The 23,266-nt window shown below is 72.6% G+C and carries 20 protein-coding genes and 1 pseudogene; 17 read left to right on the forward strand and 4 right to left on the reverse strand.

Going from position 1 to position 23,266, the window contains the following annotated elements; all coding sequences use genetic code 11:
* Positions 1-355: 355 nt before the first annotated feature.
* The 14 genes from ACFRKB_RS23445 to ACFRKB_RS23510 all read left to right on the forward strand — a co-directional run bounded on the left by ACFRKB_RS23445 (position 356) and on the right by ACFRKB_RS23510 (position 16,142).
* Complete coding sequence (locus tag ACFRKB_RS23445; protein ID WP_383108312.1) at positions 356-2,296, forward strand: eCIS core domain-containing protein; 1,941 nt, start codon at positions 356-358, stop codon at positions 2,294-2,296.
* A 475-nt stretch (positions 2,297-2,771) separates the two neighbouring features.
* Positions 2,772-4,331, forward strand: coding sequence for a phage tail sheath family protein (locus ACFRKB_RS23450; protein WP_383108313.1), 1,560 nt, complete (start codon positions 2,772-2,774; stop codon positions 4,329-4,331).
* A 59-nt stretch (positions 4,332-4,390) separates the two neighbouring features.
* Positions 4,391-4,831: a phage tail protein gene (locus ACFRKB_RS23455; protein WP_383108315.1), complete on the forward strand. Its 441-nt coding sequence runs from the start codon at positions 4,391-4,393 to the stop codon at positions 4,829-4,831.
* Positions 4,828-5,319: a hypothetical protein gene (locus tag ACFRKB_RS23460; protein ID WP_383108316.1), complete on the forward strand. Its 492-nt coding sequence runs from the start codon at positions 4,828-4,830 to the stop codon at positions 5,317-5,319. The genes ACFRKB_RS23455 and ACFRKB_RS23460 overlap by 4 nt, the downstream gene beginning before the upstream one ends.
* A complete protein-coding gene (locus ACFRKB_RS23465; protein ID WP_330289746.1) occupies positions 5,316-5,474 on the forward strand; it encodes a DUF6760 family protein in 159 nt (52 codons plus the stop codon). Before ACFRKB_RS23460 ends, ACFRKB_RS23465 begins: the two co-directional genes overlap by 4 nt.
* Before the next feature lie 4 nt (positions 5,475-5,478).
* Positions 5,479-8,394 (forward strand): hypothetical protein, encoded by a 2,916-nt coding sequence (locus ACFRKB_RS23470; RefSeq protein ID WP_383108317.1) that lies wholly within the window; start codon positions 5,479-5,481, stop codon positions 8,392-8,394.
* A gap of 41 nt (positions 8,395-8,435) precedes the next feature.
* Entirely contained in the window at positions 8,436-8,861 is a 426-nt protein-coding gene (locus tag ACFRKB_RS23475) for a phage tail protein (protein ID WP_383108319.1), read from the forward strand.
* A 67-nt stretch (positions 8,862-8,928) separates the two neighbouring features.
* Complete coding sequence (locus tag ACFRKB_RS23480) at positions 8,929-9,651, forward strand: CIS tube protein (protein ID WP_383108320.1); 723 nt, start codon at positions 8,929-8,931, stop codon at positions 9,649-9,651.
* Complete coding sequence (locus tag ACFRKB_RS23485) at positions 9,648-11,471, forward strand: VgrG-related protein (protein WP_383108322.1); 1,824 nt, start codon at positions 9,648-9,650, stop codon at positions 11,469-11,471. Before ACFRKB_RS23480 ends, ACFRKB_RS23485 begins: the two co-directional genes overlap by 4 nt.
* 26 nt (positions 11,472-11,497) lie before the next feature.
* Positions 11,498-11,815: a PAAR domain-containing protein gene (locus tag ACFRKB_RS23490; protein ID WP_383108323.1), complete on the forward strand. Its 318-nt coding sequence runs from the start codon at positions 11,498-11,500 to the stop codon at positions 11,813-11,815.
* Entirely contained in the window at positions 11,815-12,237 is a 423-nt protein-coding gene (locus ACFRKB_RS23495; RefSeq protein ID WP_086168218.1) for a GPW/gp25 family protein, read from the forward strand. The genes ACFRKB_RS23490 and ACFRKB_RS23495 overlap by 1 nt, the downstream gene beginning before the upstream one ends.
* Entirely contained in the window at positions 12,237-14,198 is a 1,962-nt protein-coding gene (locus tag ACFRKB_RS23500; protein ID WP_383108324.1) for a putative baseplate assembly protein, read from the forward strand. Before ACFRKB_RS23495 ends, ACFRKB_RS23500 begins: the two co-directional genes overlap by 1 nt.
* Positions 14,195-14,758, forward strand: coding sequence for a phage tail protein (locus tag ACFRKB_RS23505; protein ID WP_383108325.1), 564 nt, complete (start codon positions 14,195-14,197; stop codon positions 14,756-14,758). The genes ACFRKB_RS23500 and ACFRKB_RS23505 overlap by 4 nt, the downstream gene beginning before the upstream one ends.
* Positions 14,759-15,428: 670 nt before the next feature.
* Complete coding sequence (locus tag ACFRKB_RS23510; RefSeq protein WP_383108327.1) at positions 15,429-16,142, forward strand: NADase-type glycan-binding domain-containing protein; 714 nt, start codon at positions 15,429-15,431, stop codon at positions 16,140-16,142.
* 30 nt (positions 16,143-16,172) lie between these two features.
* Here ACFRKB_RS23510 and ACFRKB_RS23515 read toward each other — a convergent pair whose 3' ends face one another.
* Both ACFRKB_RS23515 and ACFRKB_RS23520 read right to left on the reverse strand, forming a co-directional pair.
* On the reverse strand, positions 16,173-18,182 hold the full coding sequence (locus ACFRKB_RS23515) for a zinc ribbon domain-containing protein (RefSeq protein WP_383108328.1): 2,010 nt from the start codon (positions 18,180-18,182) through the stop codon (positions 16,173-16,175).
* 641 nt (positions 18,183-18,823) lie between these two features.
* Entirely contained in the window at positions 18,824-19,942 is a 1,119-nt protein-coding gene (locus tag ACFRKB_RS23520) for an SMI1/KNR4 family protein (protein ID WP_383108329.1), read from the reverse strand.
* 169 nt (positions 19,943-20,111) lie between these two features.
* On the opposite strand from ACFRKB_RS23520, the pseudogene ACFRKB_RS23525 reads away from it, so the two are divergent.
* A pseudogene (locus tag ACFRKB_RS23525) lies at positions 20,112-20,236 on the forward strand (IS5/IS1182 family transposase); the annotation flags it as partial.
* Between the two features lie 420 nt (positions 20,237-20,656).
* Here ACFRKB_RS23525 and ACFRKB_RS23530 read toward each other — a convergent pair.
* Together ACFRKB_RS23530 and ACFRKB_RS23535 are read right to left on the reverse strand one after the other, a co-directional pair.
* Positions 20,657-20,872 (reverse strand): DUF6243 family protein, encoded by a 216-nt coding sequence (locus tag ACFRKB_RS23530; RefSeq protein WP_383035962.1) that lies wholly within the window; start codon positions 20,870-20,872, stop codon positions 20,657-20,659.
* A gap of 87 nt (positions 20,873-20,959) precedes the next feature.
* Positions 20,960-21,178, reverse strand: a complete 219-nt coding sequence (locus ACFRKB_RS23535) for a hypothetical protein (protein WP_383108330.1) — start codon at positions 21,176-21,178, stop codon at positions 20,960-20,962.
* A 190-nt stretch (positions 21,179-21,368) separates the two neighbouring features.
* On the opposite strand from ACFRKB_RS23535, the gene ACFRKB_RS23540 reads away from it, so the two are divergent.
* Entirely contained in the window at positions 21,369-22,787 is a 1,419-nt protein-coding gene (locus tag ACFRKB_RS23540; RefSeq protein WP_383108331.1) for a DEAD/DEAH box helicase, read from the forward strand.
* 80 nt (positions 22,788-22,867) lie between these two features.
* Positions 22,868-23,206, forward strand: a complete 339-nt coding sequence (locus tag ACFRKB_RS23545; RefSeq protein WP_383108333.1) for a thioredoxin family protein — start codon at positions 22,868-22,870, stop codon at positions 23,204-23,206.
* Positions 23,207-23,266 lie beyond the last annotated feature (60 nt).

Genomic DNA, 23,266 nt, shown 5'->3' on the forward strand with positions numbered 1-23,266 from the left:
TGCTGCGCCCCCCCCAGTCGACCGCGTGGGCCAACGGGTGTCCAGGTCCGCACGGGCAGTGCGAGGGCAAGGGCGGGCGACGCTCGCATGGTCGGCCCAGGGGTTCGGAAGGCAGCGGTCCTGCACCCGGACAGGCCCTAGTCCTGGAGAGCGAGTTCGGGCCGTATCTGGCGGAGGTCAGCGACGCCTGAGGAGCGGGTCGTGGCCCGCCCCGGTCGGTCATGCGGGCAGCGGAAGCCGACCACAAGGGCATCGGTACTGCCCTGAGGCGTGCCCGGCGAGTGTTGCCCCGTAGGGGCGAGGGTCCTTGAATGAAGTGATGCGCACCATGTCCTGAGCGCGGAGGGCCGCTGTCATGCATGCCTACGCACATCGCACCGAGCCCGTCCGCCATCCGGCGCACCGCGCTCCGCTGCGCACCCCCGGCCGGACGCCGGCGTCGGCCGATCTGCGGTCCCCCGCGTCGGTCCTCGCCTTGCAGCGCGTGGTGGGCAACGCGGCGGTGACGCGTCTGCTGGCCCGCGCGGGCCAGGTGAGTGCCGAGCCGGCGGCGGAGACCGCCCCGGTGCAGCGTTCGGCCTTGCCCGAGGTGCTCCGTTCCGCCGGGCGTCGGCTGGACGCGCAGACCCGCACCGACATGGAGGCCCGGCTGGGCGCGGACTTCTCCTCGGTGCGCGTCCATGACGGACCGCTGGCGCGGCGGTCCGCCACCGAAATCGGCGCGCGGGCCTACACGTCGGGAGAGCACGTCGTCATCGGACCGGGCGGCCGCGACCGGCACACTCTCGCGCATGAGCTGACCCATGTGGTCCAGCAGCGCTCCGGCCCGGTCTTCGGCACGGACAACGGGGCCGGCTTCCGGATCAGTGATCCCGGCGACCGCTTCGAGCGTGCGGCCGAGGACAACGCGCGGCGTGCCTTGTCCGGTCCGGTGCCGAGTGCGGCGGCCCCGCACGCCGACGGACCCGGTCACGAGTCCGCCGCCGGGATGGTGCAGCGGGCGGTGGGTTTTGAGTTCGAGACGGCTGAGGAGACACTGGCGGCCGATCCCGGTCTGCGCCAGTCGGAGCGCAGGGGCGAGAGATACATCAAGCAGTTCCGCACCCGGGGGGTTTGGGAAGGGCGCGATGCGGGGGCCCCCGACTCCACCGAGTACATGGGCCGTGGGCTGAGGAAGAAGGAGCGCATCGTCACCGTCGGGGATCTCTTCACGATGGAAGCCGACGAGGCGAGCCTGGGTGGCTCCGACCTGGAGTTCGTCACGGCCGTCTTCCCGGAGACCGACGAGGGCCGGGAACGGCTTATCAGGGCGATGGGGCTGATCAGCGGGGTAGCGGCTCGTCTCGACGGGGGGCAGAGCCTCTTCGCCGGCGAGGAATTGGCCGGCTTGGTCGGCGGTACGGCGGCGCAGGTGCCCGACCGGGCGGAGCAGGCGACGGGCAAGCAGCGCGGCCCGGTCGGAAAACTCTTCAAGGGCTTTCCGGACCCGCAGTACGTGGTGAAGGTGTCAGGACTGGGGCTCGCTGCCAGTCCGCAGACGACGGCCGGTGTGCATCTGTCCCGCATTCCGCAGCTGATCGGCGCGATCACCGGGCCGCCGCAGCCTGCCGGGGCTGAGGCGACCCTGAATCCGATGTCGCAACAGGACCTCGGGAATGTCCAGGCCACGGCACTGCAGCGGGTGAACGCGTTCCTGGGCAACGGGTTCCTCGTCCCCGGCGCCGGCCCGAACCGGGCACCCGCCGAGCCGAGCGATCAGCTGCGGGGCCTGCTCACACTCACCGCGACGTATCTCATCGGAGGTGACCTCTCCCGCGATCAGGACTATGTGAAGGCCATCGCGCCGATGCTCGCCCGCACCGACTTCGCCGCGATGTACGCCCAGCTCCCGCAGGAGGAGCGGGAGAACTTCGCTGCCGACCCGGACGTTTTCGTCAATGCGGCGGTGCAGGCGGCGGGCCTGCCCACCCCGGACGCCCCCGTCTTCGCTGGGAACATCGGCCGCGGCGCGCCGGTGAACATCCAGCATGTGACCCGCAGGATCTGGCTGCGTGGCATGGTCGACGGGCAGGATCTGATGTCCGCTGGTGGTTACCAGAATCACGACTGGGGTCGCACGGACAATGACCGGCTCGCCGAGGAGTTCGAGTCGATGGGCTCCTATGGAGCGCAGACTGACCCTGGAAACATGCCGATCGTGGAGCTACGCCGCATGCGGAATCGCGTGCCCTACCAGGAGTGGACCCGGCTGGCACTGATGGCGTTCGACCTCATCCGTCAGGTCAACAACCAGTAGCGCCCAGGGCCGGACCGCACGTCACGCGGACGGGCGCCGAGCCCGCCACGATCCGCCGGACAGGTCAGGGCCGCGATGGCAGCCTTGCTGGTGACCGACCAGCAGTACTTCGTCAAGGACCCCTGACTGCCGGACGGCGGGGCGTCCCGGCACCTCGGAGCCTCGGTCCGCTCGGTGCGCGGCCTGGACGTCCGCACTCGCTGCTTCCTCGTCGGCGTACTCCTGCTGCGACCCCCAGTCGACCGCGTGGGTCAACGGGCGTCCAGGGCCGCACGGGCAGCGCGCGGGCAAGACCGGGTGATGCCCGGACGGTCCACGCGGGGGGTCCGGAAAGGCAGCGGTCTTGCCCCCGGCCAGGTCCGTGAGCCCCTGTCGCCGTGGCGGACCCGCCACACAGACTCGCCCTGGGCACAGGTGACCCGTCAGCCCATAGGCCCGTAAGTCCATGAACCCGCAAGGACCCGAAGGAGCGAGCATGCCGACGTACCTCACCCCGGGCGTGTACGTGGAGGAGGTGCAGTCCGGTGCCCGACCGATCGAAGGGGTCGGCACCGCCGTCGCCGCGTTCGTCGGGTTCGCCGAGAAGGGCCCGTTCCACGCGCCGACGCTGGTCACCAGCTGGGACCAGTACACCCAGCAGTTCGGAGGCTTCACCGAGGGCACGTACCTGGCCCACTCGGTCTACGGGTACTTCGCCAACGGCGGTGGCACCGCGTACGTGGTGCGGATCGGCGGCCCCGCCGAGGACGCCCCCGCCCCGGCGTCCGACGGCGGCCGGCGGCGGGGGACCACGGCGGCGGAACCGGTGGAGCTGGGCGGCTTCCTGGTCGCGGCCCGTCCGGGTGTCTCCGGGGTGTCGGTGGAGATCGCCGACGCGGGCGGCGAGAACCCGCCGGAGGACCGCTTCAAGGTCCTGGTCCGCCAGGGAGAGCAGGTGGCGGAGACGTACGACGTTTCCACCCGCAAGAACGTCAAGGGGTACCTGGTCAACCAGGCCCGCGCCTCCAAGCTGATCGAGGTCACCGAGCAGCAGGGCGCCGCTCAGAACAGGCCCGCCAACCAGACCGTGACGCTGGCCGACGCCCCGGCCGCGCCCGCCACTGGCGGCTCCGGCGAGGTGGCCCGCCTCGACCCGGCCGAGTACGTCGGCGACGCCGGGGCCCGCACCGGGTTCGGTGGCCTGGAGACCATCGACGAGATCACCATGGTCGCGGTGCCGGACCTGATGAGCGCCCACCAGCGCGGCGACATCGACGCCGAGGGCGTGCGCACTGTACAGCTCGCCGTGATCTCGCACTGCGAGCAGATGGGCGACCGGGTGGCGGTCCTGGACACCCCGCCCGGGCTCTCCGCTCAGCAGGTGCGCACCTGGCGCAACGACGAGGCGGGCTACGACTCCCGGTACGCCACCCTCTACTACCCGTGGGTGCGGGTCTTCGACCCGGCCGTCGGCCGCAATACCACCGTTCCGCCGAGCGGTCACATCGCTGGTGTGTGGGCGCGCAGCGACGCCGAGCGCGGCGTGCACAAGGCGCCCGCCAACGAGGTGATCCGCGGCGCGGTGGACCTGGAGCTCCGGCTCAGCAAGGGCGAGCAGGACCTGCTGAACCCGATCGGCGTGAACTGCGTACGGGCCTTCCCCGGCCGGGGCGTCCGGGTGTGGGGCGCCCGCACCCTCTCCTCCGACCAGGCCTGGCGCTACCTGAATGTGCGCCGCCTGTTCAACTACCTGGAGGAGTCGATCCTCCTGGGCACCCAGTGGGTGGTCTTCGAGCCGAACGACGACCGGCTCTGGTCGAGCATCCGGCGCAACGTCACGGCGTTCCTCAACGAGGAGTGGCGCCGGGGCGCGCTGTTCGGCCGCACCGCCGACGAGGCGTTCTATGTGAAGTGCGACCGCGACAACAACCCGCAGGAGTCCATCGACCAGGGGCGGGTCGTCTGCGAGATCGGCGTCTCGCCGGTCAAGCCCGCGGAGTTCGTGGTGTTCCGGCTGGCCCAGTTCTCCGACAGCACCAGCCTCATCGACGAGTGACCTCATCGACGAGCGAGACGAGTGACCCGCGGGTCAGCAAGGGAAGGTGACAGACAGTCATGGCAACGGGCGATGCTCTTTCCACCCATGTCTTCGGCGTGGAGCTCGGCGGCTACCAGGTCGAGTCGATTCAGGAGATCAGCGGGCTGACCGTCGAGGAGGAGGTCGTCGAGGTCCGCCAGGTCAGCGCGGAGGGCAAGCAGATCATCCGCAAGCAGCCCGGCGCCCGGCAGGCCGGCGAGGTCACGATCACCCGGGGACTCGACCAGAGCAGCGAGTTCACCAAGTGGATCAAGGAGACCCTGAACAACGGCGCCGTGGACGCCGCACGGCAGAACCTCACCATCGAGATCAAGGACTCCGAGGGCACCACGGTCCGCCGCATCCAACTGATGCAGGGCTGGGCCTCCAAATGGGAGGGCCCGTCCCTGAGCGCGGGCGAGTCGTCCGCGGCCACCGAGACCGTCACGATCGTGTTCGAGGAGATCGTCGTCGAATGAGGCGCCGTACGGTGACGGCGGGCAACCTGGACGAGATCCTCCAGGTGACGGCGCCCGCCCCGGAGACCGAGCAGGCGGCGACACCCCCCGCCGCCCCGCGGTCCCGGGAGGACCACGGGCTGCGCACCGAGTTCGAGTTCGAGCTGCCGCGCGGGTACGTGGACGAGGCGGGCACCGTGCACCGCTACGGCGCGATGCGCCTGGCCACGGCCCGCGACGAGCTGCGGCCCCAGATCGACCTGCGGGTCAAGGAGAACCCGGCGTACTTGAGCGTGGTGCTGCTGAGCCAGGTGATCACCCGGATCGGCTCCATCACCGATGTGCACGCCGGGATCGTGGAACGGATGTACGCCACCGACGTCGCCTTCCTCCAGGACTTCTACCGTCGCGTCAACAGCGAGGGCCACACCCGCGCGGCGGTGACCTGCCCACACTGCGAGGGCGGCTTCGAGATCGACCTCTCGGGTGGGCGCCTGGGGGAATCGTGACGTACGCCCTTCCCCGGCTCCGGGAGGAGATCGCGTACATCGCCTATCACTTCCACTGGCAACGCGAGGAGATCCTCGACCTGACCCACGGCGAGCGCCGGCAGTGGGTGGCCGAGATCGCCCGTATCAACACCCGTGTGAACGAAGGTGGTTGAGCGCATGGCATGGTGGGACAGGCTGCGCCGCCGGGCCGCCGGGGCGGACGCCGCGGACCGTCCGCGGCGTACGGAGCGCTCCGGAGCCGGAGCGGACGGTCCGTCCGGCGGGGGCCCGGACCGGAGCGCGCCCGGCGCCCCGGTTCCCTCCGTGCCCGGCGACTGGGACGGTGGCTGGCGCCGTACCTCACCGCCGGAGCTCACCGTGTCCCGTGCCCCGCTCGGCGTCAGCGACGGCCTCGCCTTCCGGGCGGGCCTCGCCGCCTGGCAGAACCCGTCGTTCGGCTCGGGCCTCGGCCACGCGCTGCTGTCCACCGCCCCGACCGGCCTGGTGCGCGGCGTCGCGCGCCCGGCCGCCCCGCAGGCCACCCGCACCGGCGGGGGGCCGCTGCTGCTCCGGGCGCTGCGGCCGGAGGGGGCGGACGGGCCGCAGGACGGTGCATCGGATGCCGGGGCCTCCAGCGGTACGGCGTCATCCGGTTCGGTGCTGTCCGATTCGGGCTCGTCCGGTCCGGAGCCCGTGGTGGCGCGCCCCGGCGGCAACAGCGCTGCGCGGAAGGGACGTTCGGGCGACGCTCTGCGGAGTCGTGGCATCACGTCCGCGGATTCTCCTGCCGTGCTTTCCTCGTCACCCTCCTCGTCACCCTCCTCGTCACCTCTCTCTGTTCCCTCTGTTCCTTCTGTCCAACGGGCAGCGGAGCCTGGCAGCGGCCGCCGGCCGGCCGCGCCGGAGACTCCGCTGGTACGGCGTGCGTCGGTGGTCCCGGGAGCTGCCGCCGACGGGGGTGTGGTTCGGCCCGCTTCCGGTGGGTCCGCTCCGAAGACACCGTCCGGCGCGCCCGGGCCGGACTCCGGGCGCCCGTCCCGGTCGCCGACCGGCTCCGGAGGCCGTACGCCTTCCGGCCCGGACGGCCGGCGCGTCGCGGCGGGGACGACCGGGCCACGGCCCGCCCGGGGAGGCGGGCAGCCGGAGGCATCCCGGGCTTCCGGCGCCGACGTGTCCCACCCGGCCGTCCGGCTCCGCCCGGCGGGGCCCTCCCTGACCGTCGCCCGGCGCCCGGCCGGACCCGTGCGCCGCGTCTCCGCCCTGTGGCCCGCCACCACCCCGGCTCCCGGCAACGACACCGGCGCACCCGGCCGCCCTTCCACCACGACCGCACCGGCCGGGACGAGGGCGCGCTCGACCACTCCCGCACAGGGCGCGGCCACCCGCGCGCCTATCGGCGCCCCGCTGAGTGAACTGCCCTCCACGGCAGCACCGTTGGCGGAGGGTGCCGCCGTCCCGCACCCCGCGCCCGGCGCCGGAGCCGCGTCCGGTACGGCGCTTCCCGTCGTCCAGCGCCGCGCGGACGGCACAGCCGGCGCCCCGGGCCCGCACGACGGCGGGGCGAAGGGAACGGCCCACGGCCCCGCCGCACCGGCCGACACCCCGCACCGGCCCCCCGCCCGCACCGGGGCACGTGCGCGCGGCGGCCTGGGCGCACCGCTGCCCGCGCTGCCGCCGAGCGCCGACCTGCCGGGTGCCACCGCGTCCGGCCCGGATGGCCGGCGTGCTCCGGTACGACAGGACCGGGGATCCGGAGTCGCTCCGGCGCCGCCCGATGCACCGCTGCTGGGAGCGGGCGATGTGCAGCGCCGCCTCGCAGCCGGCTCCGCCGGCGGGAGCACCTCGGAGCCCAGCTCCGCGCACCACGGAAACGGACCCACCACGCCGCTGGTGACGCCGTCCCCGGCCACCGCGTCCCAGGGCCCGGCACCGGCATCTGCCGTAGGCGAGGCAGGCGAGGCAGGAGACGCGGGACGACCCGGCTCGGCGTCCGGCGGCGGGCCGGGCTCCGGCGGGCAGCGGCACCGAGGCCCCGCCGCCCCGGGCCCGGTCGTCGTCGCCCGGACCGTGGCCGAAGGCACGTCAGGCACGTCAGGCACGTCAGGCACGTCAGGCACATCAGGCACGTCAGGTGCCTCGGGCGCCCGGCCCGCCGGGTCGGCCGACCCGCGCCCTCTCACCGTGACCCGCTCCGCAGCGCACTCCGCCCCGGCGGCACCCCGCACCCTCTCACTGCTCGCCGCGCGCCCGCTCTCCCTGAACACCCGGCCCTCGGAATCGGAAGGGGCGGCACCGCCCGCCGCCGCCCGCTCCGGCGGCCGTCCCGTGGTGGCGGCGCGCTGGCCCGGCACACCGGCCGCCACCCGGACCGCCCCGGCACAGCAGACCGTCTCCCGCTCCGGCGCACCGACCGCCCCTCAGGGCACCCCCGCGCCGCCCGCCGGTGAGGCCGCGCGGCCGGCGCCGGGCCGGTCCGCTCTCGCCCCGGCGACGCCGCGGATCCAGCGGGCCGCGGCCGGCCACCCCGGACCGGAGGCCCCGAGCGTACGAACCACCGGCTCCGCGGCCTCCGTTCAGCGAGTCCCGGTCGTCCGGCCCGCGCCGCCCCACCCGGAGACACCGCCACTCCACCCAGAGACACCCGGGCCCGGGGCGCGCGCCCCGTCCGCCGCCGTACTGACGAGGCGCCTGCCGGTGACCGCCCCGCAGGCGCCGCCGCTCACGGACCGCCTGTCGGCCACGCCGGCGTCGGCACCGGCACCGGCGGGGACCGTCCCCGTGGTCCGGCGGAAGAGCGCGGCGCGGGGCGGCGTGACCGGCAAGGCGGCGACCCCGGTGCAGCGCGCCGGCTCCGGCGTCGGTGACGTAGTACCCCCCGGCGTGCCGGCGAAGGCGGTACCGGCGCGCGGCCGCCCGCGGTCGGCGTCCGCGTCCGGCAAGGGCGCGGCCCGGCATGTCGAGCCACCGCCGGATCCCGGCCTCGACCTGGACGACCTGGCGCGCCGCCTGCTCGACCCGGTGGCCCGGCTGCTGCGCGCCGAACTGCGGCGCGGCCGGGAACGCACGGGCCGCCCCCACGACGGACGCCGCTGAGGCCACGGAACGGATGAGATCACGGAACGGAGGACGGACGAATGACGGACAGCATCTTCGCGACGAGCGTGTTCTTCCGGCTCGCGATCGGCGGCAACGACCTGGGCGCCTTCCACACCTGCTCCGGCATGGGCGCCGAGGTCGAGATGGAGAGCTACGCCGAGGGCGGCAACAACGGCTTCACCTGGCAGCTGCCCGGACGCGTGACCTGGTCGAACATCACGCTCACCCGGCCGGTCACCGCCGACACGGCGAAGATCGGCCGCTGGTTCGACCAGACGCTGAAGCGGGTGGAGCCCAAGGACGGCGAGATCGTGGCGCTGAAACCGGACCTGACCCGGATCATCAGCTGGCAGGTGTTCGGGATCGTCCCGGTGCGCTGGCAGGGGCCGTCCTTCGACCCCGCCAGCTCGGAGCCGGCGGTGGAGACCCTGGAGATCGCCCACGAGGGCCTGCGCCCGTCCTGACCCACCCTCATGAACCGCTCCCGAGCCACGTATCCGCCCCCGGAAGCCCCGGAAAGGAGGCCCCGGCATGTCCCCAGCGGTCCGCTCCAACCGGGCCAGGGCCCAGCTGACCCTGAAGGAGCCCCCCGCTTCGGTCGGCGCGAAGCCCGGCGGGACCATCGCGCGGCTCAACCTCCAGTTCAACCCCTCCACCCTGGAACTGCGCAAGACCACCGAGTGGCGGCGCACCCCGTCCCGGATGGCGGGGCAGTCGGCGCTGCCCGAGTTCGTCGGCAGCGGCCCGCGAGAGCTGAGCCTGGAGGTGTTCCTGGACGCCACCGCCACCCACGACAACTCCGTGGAGCGGGCGGTGGAGAAGCTGATGAAGGCGTGCGTGCCCACCCCGGTCAGCCTGCGCCGCAAGAAGCCGGCCAGCCCGTGGGTGCGGTTCGAGTGGGGCACCGCGCGGACGACCTCGTTCGACGGCGTGCTGTCGAGCCTGTCGGTGACGTACACGCTGTTCGACGTGGACGGCAAGCCGCTGCGCGCCACCTGCGCGCTGTCGATCGAGGAGGCGAGCGTCGACCCGGCGGGTCAGAACCCGACGTCCGGCGCGCGCACCGCCCGCAGTACGCACACCGTCGTGGCGGGCGACAGTCTGGCCCTGCTGGCCTGGCGGGAGTACGGCGACGCGACGGCCTGGCGGGTCATCGCGGAGGCGAACGGAATCGACGACCCGATGGCGCTCGTGCCCGGCACCGAACTGGTGGTGCCGGGGCTGCGGGACGCGGGCGGTGAGGAGGAGCTGTGAGCAAAACCGGGGAGCGGGGCGGCCGGGCGTTCGCGGCGGACCCCGTCATCGAGACGCCCACCGAACTTCCGCCGGTCTGGGCCGCCCAGCTGGTGAGCTGCGTGGTGGACGAGAACGTGGGGCTGCCGGGCGCGGCGGTGCTCACCTTCCGCGACCCCGACCACGAGTTCCTGAAGGCGACCGGCATCACCATCGGCACCCCGCTCAGGGTGTCGGTGGTGACCGTGTCCGGGCAGGCGCGCGAGCGGCTGTTCAACGGCGAGGTGACCGCCCTGGAGGTGGACCGGGACCGCACGGGCTCGTTCACGGTGGTACGCGGCTACTCCAAGGCGCACCGCCTCCAGCGGGGCCGGAAGGTGGTGGCGTACCGGAACATGACGGCGGCGGACATCGTCCGCCAGGTGGCCGCCGGGGCCGGGCTGACCTGCGGAACCGTGCAGGCCGCGCCGATCACCTACCAACAGCTCTCGCAGGCGAACGTGTCCGACTGGGACTTCCTGCAGTACCTGGCGGCCGAGAGCGGCGCGCAGGTGAGCGTCGACGACAAGGGGCTGCTCCAGTTCACCAAGCCGCAGAAGGCGTCCGGGGCGCCCGCGCCGTCGACCTCGGCCACCCGGAACCCGATGGTGCTGGAGTACGGGCGGAACCTGCTGGCGCTGCGGGCCTCTCTGTCGGCCGCGGACGGCGCGTCGCAGGTGGAGGTGCGCGGCTGGAACGTCACCACGAAGCAGCCGCTGGTGTCCCGGCAGGCGTCGGTGGACAGTGACACGGTGGTGCCGGGCACTCCCCCGGCGTTCGCCGCCCGGTTCGGCAAGTCGGCGAAGCTGACCGTCACGGACACCCCGTACCGCACCCTGGCGGAGACGACGGCGGTCGCGGACGCGACGGCCGCCCAAGTGAGCGCGGGTTTCGGGGAGCTGGAAGCGGTGGCCGAGGGCAACCCCCGGCTGCGGGCGGGCAAGCCGGTGGCGCTCGGCAACGTCGGGCAGGCGTTTACGGGCAAGTACACGGCGACGGCCGTGCAGCACGTCCTGGAGCCGCACGGCGGGTACCGGACGACGGTGTGGGTGAGCGCCAGCCCGGACCGCTCCCTGGCAGGCCTGGTGACCGGCGCCAACGCGCCGAGCCGCGGGCCGCGCATACCGGGCCTTGCGATCGGCGTGGTGACGGACGTACGCGAGCCGGGCGGCGCCGAGAGCGGCGCGGTGAAGCTGAAGTTCCCCTGGCTGGACGACAAGTACACCACCGACTGGGTGCGCACCGTGCAGTGGGGCGGCAGGGGCGGCGGAGGCGTGGTGAGCCCCGAGGTCAACGACGAGGTCCTGGTGGGCTTCGAACAGGGCCTGCTGGACAGCCCGTACGTCATCGGAGGGCTCTACAACGGCATCGACAAGCCGTCGCCCCACGACGTCCCGCTGATCGACAGGACCACCGGGAAGGTCAACCGCCGCTCCGTCGTGTCGCGTTCGGGGCACCGGGTGGAGCTGCTGGACGCGCGGGCACCGGGTCGCTCCGGGGTGCGGCTGATGACCGGTGACGAGCGCCTCGAAGTGTTCCTGGACGACCGGCGGGACCGGATCGAGCTGACGGTGTACGGCAGGGGTCGACAACCCCTCACCTCCGTCCTGCTCGACGAGACGGGCATCACCCTGGACGCGGGACGGGGCGACGTGAGCGTGTCGGGCCGGAACGTGGACATCCAGGGCACGGCCGGGGTGAAGATCGGCGGCCGTTCGGTGAGCGTCACCGGCAGCTCGGACGTCACCGTCGACGGCGGTCGGCTCGGCGTCCTGAAGGCCAACCTCATCCGGATCAACTGACCGTTCCTAGCCTCTTGGAGCACCACATGCCCCGCGCAGCCCGTACCGGTGACCTCACCGACCACGGCGGTGTGATCGCCACCCCGCCGCCCGGCGTCGCCGCCGCGGTGGCACGCGTACTGATCGGCGGCCGTCCCGCCGCCGTCGTGGGCAGCCTGCACACCTGCCCGATCCCGCAGCACGCGGCCATGGGACCGGCCAATGTCATCGCGCCCGACCCGACCGCGCTCGCCGCGGGCACCGTACTCATCGGCGGGGCGCCGGCCGCGCGGGTCGACGACCAGACCGCGTGCAGGGCGAAGATCAAGACCGGCGCCCCGAACGTCCTGATCGGGGGCGAGTGATGAGCGAGCGGTTCATCGGGCGCGGCTGGGCGTTCCCGATGCGGGTCGGGCCGACCGGCGGGATCGCCATGGTCGAACGGGAGCGGGAGATCGAGGAGGCGATCCGCCTCGTGCTCGGCACCGCGCCCGGCGAGCGCCCCATGCGCCCCGAGTTCGGCTGCGGCATCCACGACTACGTCTTCGCCCCCGGCGACGGCGCCACCGCCGGACGCGTCGCGCAGCAGGTGCGCGAGGCCCTCGAACGGTGGGAGCCGCGCGTCGCGGTGGACGACGTGGTGGTCGCCTTCGACGCCGTCGAGGACGGCACCCTCTACATCGACGTGCACTACACCGTGCGTTCCACCAACGACCGGCGCAACCTGGTCTTTCCCTTCTACACGATCCCCTCCGAGGAGGGGGCCGAGGATTTGGTCGCGGACTGATGGCCCTGCCCTCCCCGAACCTGGATGACCGGCGGTTCCAGCAACTCGTCGACGAGGCGAAGCGGTACGTGCAGCAGCGCGCCCCGGAGTGGACCGACCACAACGTCTCCGACCCGGGCGTCACCCTGATCGAGACGTTCGCCCATCTCGTGGACCAGCTGCTGTACCGGCTGAACCGGGTCCCGGACAAGAACTACACCGCGTTCCTCGACCTGTTGGGCATCCGCCTGTTCCCGCCGGCCGCGGCCGGGGCCGAGGTCGACTTCTGGCTGTCGGCGCCGCAGCCCGACACGGTGGCGCTGCCCGCGGGCACCGAGGTGACCACCGCGCGCGGCGAGACCGAGGAGGCCGTGGTGTTCACGACCACGGACGAACTGCGCATCTTTCCCAGCGAGTTGACGCGCCTGGTGACCGCGCCCCGGACCGGTGACCAGACCGACCGGACCAGGACGCTCGCCGAGGGCCGCGACGTGCCCTGCTTCCAGACGGCACCGGAGCCGGGCGACGCGCTGCTGTTCGGCCTGCCGACGGCGGTGCCGCGCTGCGTGGTCGCGGTGCGCCTGGACAGCCGCGTGGAGGGCATCGGCGTGGACCCGCGCCAGCCCCCGCTGGTGTGGGAGGCGTGGGACGGCGGCCGCTGGCAGGTGTGCGAGACCGGCACGGACACCACCGGCGGGCTGAACAAGCCCGGCGAGGTCATCGTGTACGTACCGGCCGGGCACACGGCGTCGGTGATCGGCGGGTCACGGGCCGGCTGGCTGCGCTGCCGCGTCACCGAGGCGGAGTCGGGCCAGCCGTTCTACTCGGAGTCCCCGACGGTGCGCGAGGCGGCGGTGTTCACCGTGGGCGGCACCATGTCCGTCGAGCACGCGGAGACGGTGACCGACGTGCCGCTCGGCGCCTCGGAGGGGGTCGCCGGGCAGACATTCCGGCTCGGCCGCCCGCCGGTGCTCCTCGACGGCGAGCCCCCGGTGGTGGAGGTGTCCTCGGCCGAGGGGTGGCGCCGCTGGGAGGTTGTGGAGCACTTCGGCCGCTCCGGGCCCGCCGACCGGCACGTCCGCGTGGACGCCACCACCGGCGAGTTCAGCTTCCCCCCGGCGCTGCGCGAGCCGGACGGCACGCTGCGGCAGCGCGGTGCCGTGCCGCCCAAGGGTGCCCAGGTGCGGGTGGCCCGTTACCGTACCGGCGGCGGCCCGGCGGGCAACGTCGCCCGCGGCGCGATCTCCGTGCTGCGCAGCTCCGTTCCGTACGTCGCCCGGGTCACCAACCGGGAGGCGGCGCGCGGCGGCGTCGCCGGTGAGACGGTCGCCAACGCCAAGCTGCGGGCGCCGGACGTGCTGCGGATGCAGGAGCGCGCGGTGACCGCCGAGGACTACGAGATCATCAGCCGCCAGGCGGCGCCCTCGGTACGCCGGGTTCGCTGTCTGCCCGCCGCGGACGGTGCGGGCGCGGTGCGGATCCTGGTGGTGCCGGACGCGGTGGCCGACGAGGGCGACGACCGGCTCCGCTTCGAGCAGCTGATCCCCGCGGACCAGGTACTCGAAGCGATCACCGCGAGCCTCGACGAGCGACGCCTGATCGGCACCCGCCTGGTGGTGGAGCCGCCGGTCTACCAGGGCGTCACCGTGGTGGCCCGGCTCGCGGCGGCGCCGGGCGACACCGACCGGGTGCGCGACGCGGCGCTCGCCGCGCTGTTCCGGCACCTCAACCCGCTGCACGGTGGTCCGGACGGCACCGGGTGGCCGTTCGGGCGGCCGGTGCAGTACGGGGAGGTGTTCGGCGTGCTGCAACGCGCCACCGGCAACGCGCTGGTGGAGGAGATCCGGCTGCTCGCCGCCGACCCGATCACCGGGCGGCGCGGCGCGCCGTCGGACCGCATCGACGTGGCCGCGGGCGCGCTGGTCTTCTCCTACCAGCACCAGGTGATCGTCACGGCCGTCGAGTCGGAGGCACGGGGATGAGCCGCGCCGCCGTACCCGGCCTGCCGAGCAGGTACCCGATCGGCGAGCAACTGCCCGCCCTGTACGCCGACGACGACTTCGCGCAGCGGTTCACCGCCGGTCTCGACACCGTCCTCGCCCCGGTGTTCGCGACCCTCGACAACCTGCCCGCCTACCTCGACCCCCGGGTGACTCCGACCGACTTCCTGACCTGGCTGGCGTCGTGGGTGGGCGCCGCCGACGACCCGCGGTGGCCCGTGGAGCTGCGCCGCGAGGCGGTCGTCCGCGCGGTGGAGCTGCACCGGTGGCGCGGCACCAAGCGCGGCCTGGTCGAGGCCCTGCGGCTCGCGCTCGGCGTGCACGTCGAGGTGACCGGGGACGGCGGCGCGGCGTGGTCGAGCACCGCCGGTGCCGACCTGCCGCCGGAGTCCCCCTCCGGGACCCTGGTCCGGGTGTGGCCGGGCCGCGAGGCGCGGGTGGACCCGGACCGGGTCCGCGAGACCGTCCGGGCCATGTGCCCGGCGCACACCGTCTGCCGGGTGGAGGTCCTGCCCGGCCCGCCCGCCGACGAAGGGAGGTGACGCCATGCGCGTGTGTCCCGCGTGCGGGGCGTCCAACGGCTCCGCGGACGACTTCTGCGGCAACTGCGGCGCGTACCTGGGCTGGTCGGACACCACGCCGGCCCCGCCCACGCCCCCGAGCGCCCCCTCGGCACCACCGGCCTCACCGGACCCCACCCCGCCGGACGCGTCACCGTCACCGTCACCGTCCCCGGCGCCCTCAGCGTCCCCGGCGGACGAACCCGCGGCCGCTGTGCCTCCTCGCACCTCGTCGTTGCGCGCTCGGCTGACGGGCCGCGGCGAGGCGAGCGAGGCGGGCGCCACGCCTGCCGCGGGCTCGCGCTCCGGCGTCGGCGAGGGTCTTGGCACCGACCCCGGCCAGGAGGGGCCCACGAGCCCTCCGCCCCAGGCCGGACCCGACGACGTCCGCACCGAGCCCGCCTCGACCACCAGCGACGACGAAACCCCCCGCACCGACGAAGCCCCCGCCACCACGACACCCGCGTCGGCGGCGACACCAGGGCCTTCCGGGTCCGGAGCGCGAGCATCCGGAACGGCGGCCGGGTCCGGACCCGCCGCATCCGGAACGGCGCCCCGGCCACCGCAAGCCCCGGCCGTGCCGACGCCCGACCCCGTGCCCGTACGCCCTGCGAAGCCGGTGGCACCACGTCCCGTCGTACGACCCGCGGCGGTGCCGGACGAAGCAGCGGGGGTGCCCTGCCCCGCCTGCGGCACGCTCAACTCGCCGGAGCGCCGGTTCTGCCGACGCTGCGCGACTGCGCTGAACCCCGCCGCGAAACCCGCCCCGTTGCCGTGGTGGCGGACCGTGTGGCCGCTGCGCCGCCGGGTGCGGGCGAGCTCGGGCCGGGCGGTGCGGCTCCTGGTGATCCTGGCCGTGGTGGTGGCGCTGTGCGCGGGTGGCTTCCTGCTGCTGCCGGCCGGACGCGCCTTGTACGAGGACACCCGGGACAAATTGAGCAAGCCCAAGCCCGTGACCCCGGTGGACATCAAGGCGAGCGCCGAGGTACCCGGGCACCCGGCGACGAACACCACGGACGGGGTGAGCAATGAATACTGGGGCGCGCCCGCGCCGGGCACTTCGGTGACCTACACCTTCCGCAAGCCGTTCCGGTTGTTCGAGCTGCTCATCACCAACGGCGCGTCCGCGTCTCCGGAGGACTACGCCCGCCAGGCACGCGCGCTCCGACTGGACCTGGAGGTGACGACGCAGGACGGCGAGAAGCACCGCAAGGAGCTCACCCTCAGCGACAAACCAGGCCCGCAGACGGTCCCCACCGGGATCAGCGACGCGAAGACGATACGCCTGGTCCTGCGCTCGGCCGTCGGCCTGGCCCCGGGCCGTCACCTGGCCCTGGCGGAGGTGGAGTTCTTCCAGCGAAGCTGACTCAGCGCCACCCCGCGATCCGGAGCGTCTCTAATCGGCTTGGGTTTCCTGGGTGATCCCGGGTGTTCGGGATCGCTTGGGAGGGTGACTCGGCCACGGTCGCCTTCGGACGGGGGTGGTGTGGGCGTGGCGGTGGAAGCCTGCCCCGAGTCTGGCCCCGTCCGGCCGGTGTGGCCAGGTGGGGATGCCGATCCTGATCGGTCCCTGCTGGCGTGAACACCGCCGGCTGCGGTGGGTCGGGTGCGTGGGGGTCCGCCCCGCCGGACGCTTGCCACCCGGACGCGCTGTTGAGGCACGGTTACCGGGTGGGGCGGGGCCCCTGCGCCGCTTCCCGGGCGCAGGGCGTCTGTTCGTGCGGCCGCTCTTGGTGCGGTCCTGCGTCTGCTGCTGGACCGCTCTGGCACGGTCCAAGGCCTCAACCACCGTGCGGATCACGAAGGTGCCGCTGCTGCGGTCGAGGCTGGTCTTGTGCTGGTGGGTGAGGCCGCGGGCGCCGATGCGCTGCCAAGCGGCGTTGTCTCGCCCAGTGCTGTAGCCGCACGCCGGGTTCGGGCACGATGCCCAGGCCCAGCCCGCCGCCCGGTCGTTGGGGGCTCTGTGGTGACGGAACGGGGTCAGGCACCGGGGGCAGTGCTTCGACGTGCCCCGGGGCGGGACGATGACCACCGCGATCCCCAAGGCAGCGGCCTGGTGGCGGACGTGGGTGACGATCGCGCCGCGCACCGTCTGCGACAGGCGGGTGTTCAGCGTGCGGCCCTTGCCGCGCGCCTCCATGTCGCGGAGGACTTCGAGGTAGATGACGCTCGCTCCGGCGGCGCTCGCGTGATCGACGACGAAGCGGGCTGCCGCCCGGGCCAGCGCAGCGTTCAGCCGGGTACGGCGCCTCGCGACGCGCTCCCGCTCCCTCTCCAGGACGGCGAGTTTCGCCACCAGATGCGGACTCGGACGCTCACCGGGCTCCTGCCGGGAGGTGATCAGGGTGCGCAGCCGGTCGATGCGGGCGCTGATGTGCTCGCTCAGGGTGCGCAGCCGGTCGGCCTTGGCCAGGACTCCGGCCGCGCGGAGGACGACAGGGTGCCCGTCGGTGAGCACGCGGGGCTGGGCTTCGTCGGTGAGGTGGAGGGTGCCTCCGGTGAGCAGGGTGTTCAGTCCCCAGTCGAACGCCACCGCGGTCCGGTGCCCGGCACGCTCCGGCTTCGGAACCGCCTGGGCGTAGGGCACGTCGAGAAGGAGTCGACCCTGGCGGATGCGCAGGGTGGGCGCGCACAGCACCGCGGTGTGGGGCACGTGGGGCGGCAGCCGGAACCGGATGCGGACCGGGTGCCAGTCGCCCCGGCAGGCGGGCGCGGGCCGCACGGGCAGGCGCAGTGTCAACACCGCGTACCGAGCTGAGTCTTCCGAGCAGCGTTCCGGAGTGGCGAGCTGCTTGTCGACTGCCGCGAGCCCCACCTGCCCGCCCGCGCCCGGCGCCTGCTCGCACTCGGTCACATCCACAGGCAGCCGCCCGTAGCGGGCGTGGAACGTGGCGATCTGCCGGGTACGGGCCCGCAGCACACTGGTCGCCACCCCGCCCTCGGGCAGCGCGGCGCGCAGTGCCTCCCACTCCGCCTCGGTACGCCGGGCCGGACCGGCAGGCCAGGTCGCCGGCAGCGCGGTGGTGATCTCGGCGCGCCACCAGGCCGAACGCAGCCCCGCTTGCTCCTGCGCGATGCGCACCACCCGGTCGGGAACGTACACACTCTCCGGCACCGTCACTGTCCAGCCCAGACGCCGCAACGCCATCCGCCCCTGCGACGGCAGCGATGCGCCCGACCGGTCGATACCAGAGGCGAGTTGGGCCAGATCGTCACCGCTCCAGTGCTCCCGGACCACACCTGAAGCCAGTGATCCGACCAGAGCGGTCAGCCAGCCCGCCCGCTCCACCAAAGCCGCCTGGTCGAGCTGCTCGCCACTGACCGCATCTACACCCCGCAGCGCGCGGGCACAGGCCGCCGCGACCTGCTGCACCTCCCCCTCACCCACCACAACCCTGCGCCGCATCCCCACCCACCCCCCTTACACACCTCGCCCTGCTCCTGGCCCGACGATCACATCAACGACCAAACTCCTGTCCGGGCTACGCACCCCCGTACGACGCTTCCGCCGAACCACGAAAACCAGGAAGACCCAGGAAACCCAGGCCAATCGATCCACTGTTGACGGACCCTGGACCTGCGCGAGATGCGGCGGGGGGAGTAGGGCGGATGCAGCGTCGGGCAGGAGACCTACCCCAGAGCTGCACTTGTGGCTCTTCCCGGGCCGCGAGGCGCGCGCCACGCCTGGCCAGCCAGCCAGTTGGGCACCGATACGGAGGCTTCCGCTTAGGGCAAGCAGAGGGCACGCCACCCCCACATTGGACTAGACAAAAAATAAACCCCAGGTCGCTGACCTGGGGTTTCAATCTGGAGCGGGTGACGAGAATCGAACTCGCGCTCTGAGCTTGGGAATCACCCAGCACTTGATCCCTGCAGATGCCTCTGACCAGCCAAAACGCTGTGCGGATGTGCTCCTGGCCGACTGCCGGATGATGTCCGTAGTGACCGCTGTTTACCCCTACGAATGGCACGTTGTGGCACGCGGCACCCGTACAGGCCCGCGTGTGGCGGTCTCTCTTGCGAGAGGCATGCCGACGGGGCCGCCGCTCAGACAGCGGCTGGTTCTGTGTCGTAGGGCTCGAATTCGATGTAGTCGAGGGGGTCCTCGTCGCGGCGTCCGAGCGGGGGCAGGCCCTCGGTGGCAAACCGGCCGCGCAGCCACTCCAGCAGGGTTTTGGTCAGGTCGGTGTTGAGCGGTGGGCCTTGGTCGGCATGGCGCGGTACAACGATCAATGGCCAGTCGTCCGGTGTGGCACCTTCGGTCAGCCAGCACAGATGGTCGCCGTCGATGGAGTCGGCGAAGGGCAGAAATCCCCCGGGCTCGGGATGGACAGCCAGGGGATGATATTGAGGGAACTCGGCTCGTTGCTCCTGGTAGGTCTCCGTGTACCACTCGGCCCACGGTGCGAGCGCGTACTGGTCCTCGTCGAAGGGGATGTTGAAGCGCAGCCAGCCGCACCAGGAGCCGGCCCCGTACCGCTCCATCAGTCGTACGTACTCGCCGGGCAGACGTGTCCCCAGCCGTTCGTACAGCCAGTCCCAGTTGTGCTTACCGAGCGCGGGTGTCTCCGGCGGCGGGACGAGTGCGATCAAAGTCTCCAGCCCGCTGCCTGCGGTGAGCGCCGCCCGCTGCTGAGCGGTTGGCTCCGGTCGCCGAGGCGGCGGTGTCCACGGGGTGCGCTCCAGGTCGGTTTGCATGCCACTTCGGGCGGCCACCGGGCGCATGCCGTTGGCCACGAGCCGGGCCAGCGTCGGCACGAGGGCGGACGCGAAGCGCCGCCAGGGGTCGCGGCCCGCGTTCTCGTCGTCCTGCCAGTGCATGACGACCGGCCACTGGTCGGGGTCGTCGGATGCTGTGGTGTCCCAGTAGAGGGTATCGGCGGTACGGGTGGCGCCGAAGGGAAGGACGCCGGGGGCGTTACGCCGAGTCTGCTGGACCCAGGCCCCGTAGTCGAACCAACCGCGGTTGACGCATGGCATGTGAAGCCAGAGCCAGGCGCCGATGTCGAGTGGGCCGTACGCGGCGGCGATGGCCTTGTAGTCGGCGGGCAGGCTCGTCCCCAACCAGGACTCGACTGCCGCCCAGTCGACAGGTACGGCGTAGTCGGCCGGCGGATCGCCGAAGATCTCGGCGAAGGCGTTGACGTGCGGGTCTGAGGCATTCACGGGTCTATGGACCTTTACCGGGAACGAACGGGTGTTGACCGGGAGGGCGAGGAAGCACGTGAGTTACTTCCAACCTGCCGCAAGGACAGGGTGGTTGGGCTGACAATGTGGTGAAACCCCTGGTAGATGGGTTTTCGACCAAGAGAACCGTCTCCGCCGGAGGCTTCGCGTGCTTGTCTACCCGTCGGGTGTCGACGTGTCCAGTTCTGCCCTACGCTTCCTGTCCACCCGTCTGCGGCAGCACGTTGCGCGATCGGCTCTCGCCGGCGGCGTCCGAGCGCCGGTCGGCGGGCCCGCATGGGCTTCATCGAAGGACTCATCCAGCTGCACCGCGAGGCAACGTGAACAGCTACTGATTCATAGGCTTTGGTGATTGTTCCGAACCGGCCGTAACTGCCCCGCGCAGCCGCACCGTTGACCCCGTTCCACGAGCGATCCCGCTCCGGCGTAGGCGCACCCGAGCGTGGAGGGCTGCGAGGGTCGGGTGACGTCCACAGCCGTGTTCAGTTGGAGACGGTCATGCCCGGTTCGTCTGCGCGGCCGAGGTAGGTAGCTATCAGGTTCCGTAGATGACGGTGGGGGCGGTCGGCCGAGAGCTGAGCGGGAGCGGCCGCGTTCGGTACGGCCGCAGACCCCGGTACGGCAGCGGGGCCCGAACCGTGCGTCGCGGCCCTGGCCCTGCCCCGTGCGGTGCCGCCCTGCGACAGTGGTGCGTCAGCTCTGTGCGGTGTCGTCGCCCGTCTGCTCGGCGCCCTCGGCTGCGCCTGTCTTCTCGCGCATCTTGCGTACCAGCTCTGCCTTCTGGTCGGCGGCGCCCTTGCGGTCGAGGTTGCGGTGCGGACCGTTGTTCTGCCGTTCGGCGCGGGACAGCCTCTTGCGCTGGCCGCCGCCCATGCCCACCGGGTTGTTGATGTTCTTGCTCACGGTCATGGGTTCTCCCGGAATGATGTGAAGTGATCTACGGATTCATCGGTGGGGACGGGCGCGGCGACGTCGAGGGACGTCAGCAGGGGCCCATCACGCTCTCACTCGTAAATCGGCGTCCTGGCCTTCGGCCGAGTATGCGCCGTGCACGGACATGCTGGCCATGTCCCAGTGCAAGCGCGAGACATCGATCCCGAACTCCCCGATCGCCCGCGCTCCGACCGTGCCCGCGACGGTCTCCAGCCGCGGGGCGATCGCGTCCAGCGCCCGGCCACCTACGGCAGGAACCCTTGTACCGCTCCGCAAGAGCATCCCGGATGTCGAGGGGCTTACCGGCCTTCGGCGCGTGACGATCCCCGGGGCGGGTGCCCGGCCAGGCCGCGGGACGGCTGGCGCGAGGCCCGCACTGGTAAGGTTGGGCCACGCTTGCAGAGAGCCTGGGCCCGTGCCGGACAAGGTACGGGCCCAGGTCCGTTCAGGGCGCCGAAACGAGGAACCCCTAATGAAGCCGAAGCAGTCGGCCTCCGGTCGCTCCGGACCCGGCAGGTCCGACCGGGGGAGGGCCCTGCGGGGCGAGCTCTCGGTGCCGGGGACACTGGCGCCTGGCCTCCCACCGGCCGGCTCCTTCGCGGAGCTGGAACTGCCGGCCGAGCTGATGGGGGTGCTGGCGGGGCTCGGGGTTCGGGAGCCATTCCCGATCCAGGCGGCCACTCTGCCGAGCGCGCTGGCCGGCCGGGATGTCCTCGGCCGCGCGCGGACCGGCTCGGGAAAGACCCTCGCCTTCGGGCTTGCGCTCCTCGCACGTACGGCGGGCCGGCGCGCCGAACCGAAGCGCCCTCTCGCGCTGGTCCTGGTGCCGACAAGGGAACTCGCGCAGCAGGTGAGCGAGGCGCTGGCTCCCTACGCGGAGGCGCTCGGGCTACGCTCGGTGACTGTGGTCGGCGGGCTGGCGATCGGCCGGCAGGTGGCGGCGCTCCGGGCGGGTGCCGAGGTCGTGGTGGCGACGCCGGGACGGCTGGCCGATCTCGTCGCCCGGCGGGACTGTCACCTGGACCAGGTGCGCATCGCGGTGCTGGACGAGGCGGACCAGATGTGCGACATGGGTTTCCTGCCGCAGGTCTCGGAGACCCTGGACCGGATGCCCCCCGGCGGGCAGCGGATGCTGTTCTCCGCGACGCTCGACCGCAACGTCGATCAACTGGTCAGGCAATATCTGAGTGAGCCGGTGTTGGCCACGGTCGACCGGGCGGAGGGCTCGGTAGCGACGATGGAGCACCACGTACTGAACGTCCATCCCGCCGACAAGTACGCGACAGCCACCGAGATCGCGGCCCGGGACGGGCGGGTGCTGATGTTCCTGGACACCAAGCACGGTGTGGACCAGTTCACCCGCCACTTGCGGAGCAGCGGCATACAGGCGGGTGCTCTGCACAGCGGGAAGTCGCAGCCGCAGCGCACGCACACGCTGGCCCAGTTCAAGGACGGCGAGATCACGGTGCTGGTGGCCACCAACGTCGCTGCCCGTGGCATCCACGTCGAGCACCTGGACCTCGTCGTCAACGTGGATCCGCCCTCCGACCCCAAGGACTACCTCCACCGCGGCGGGCGCACCGCGCGTGCCGGGGAGTCCGGCAGCGTGGTCACGCTGGTCACGCCCGGCCAGCGCCGGGACGTGAACCGGATGATGTCGGATGCCGGGATCCGGCCCACGGTCGCTCAGGTTCGCTCCGGCGAGGAGAGGCTGACCAGCATCACAGGCGCGAAGCGCCCGCCGGTGCAGGACGGGGCGAAGACCGGCAACGCGGCGTTCCGGGGTCTGGGTACCCGCGCGGGCCGCCCGCCGAAGGAATCCCGCAAGGCCGTGGAGGCGCGCACGATGGCGGAGGCCCGCAAGGCCGCCCGAGCGCGCAGGGCCCACTGACGAGCGGTACGGCCGTCGCGGTCGGGAGACACAAGGAGGCATCCACTGCCTCGCATCGAGTGGAGCGTCAAGGAGTGCCGATGGCGAACAGGGTCCAACAACCCCGTGAGGAAGCCGAGTTCGAGTTCATCCTGGCGAGGGCGGACGTGCCTGTGCTCGCGTACTTCCACGGGGTGTGGCCCAAGGCCGCAGCAGAATGCAAGGAAATGGATGCCCTGGTGCGGGAGGTGGCCGACGTCTACCAGGGCCGACTGATCGTCGTGCGGGCCGACATCGCAAGGTGCCCCGGCCCGGTACGGCGGTACGGCGTCACCGGCGCGCCCTCCTTCGTGCTGATCGATCGGGGCGAGGCGATGGCGGCCGGGAGTGGTCCGATGTCCAGGGCAGCGCTCGGGGAGGTCCTGGACGCCCACCTGTGAGCAGGCCGCATACCGGCCGGCGAGGTTGTGCCCGCAGCGGCCGGCCCGGGCACCATCGTG

This window comes from Streptomyces scopuliridis (assembly GCF_042790125.1).
Classification (GTDB): domain Bacteria; phylum Actinomycetota; class Actinomycetes; order Streptomycetales; family Streptomycetaceae; genus Streptomyces; species Streptomyces scopuliridis_A.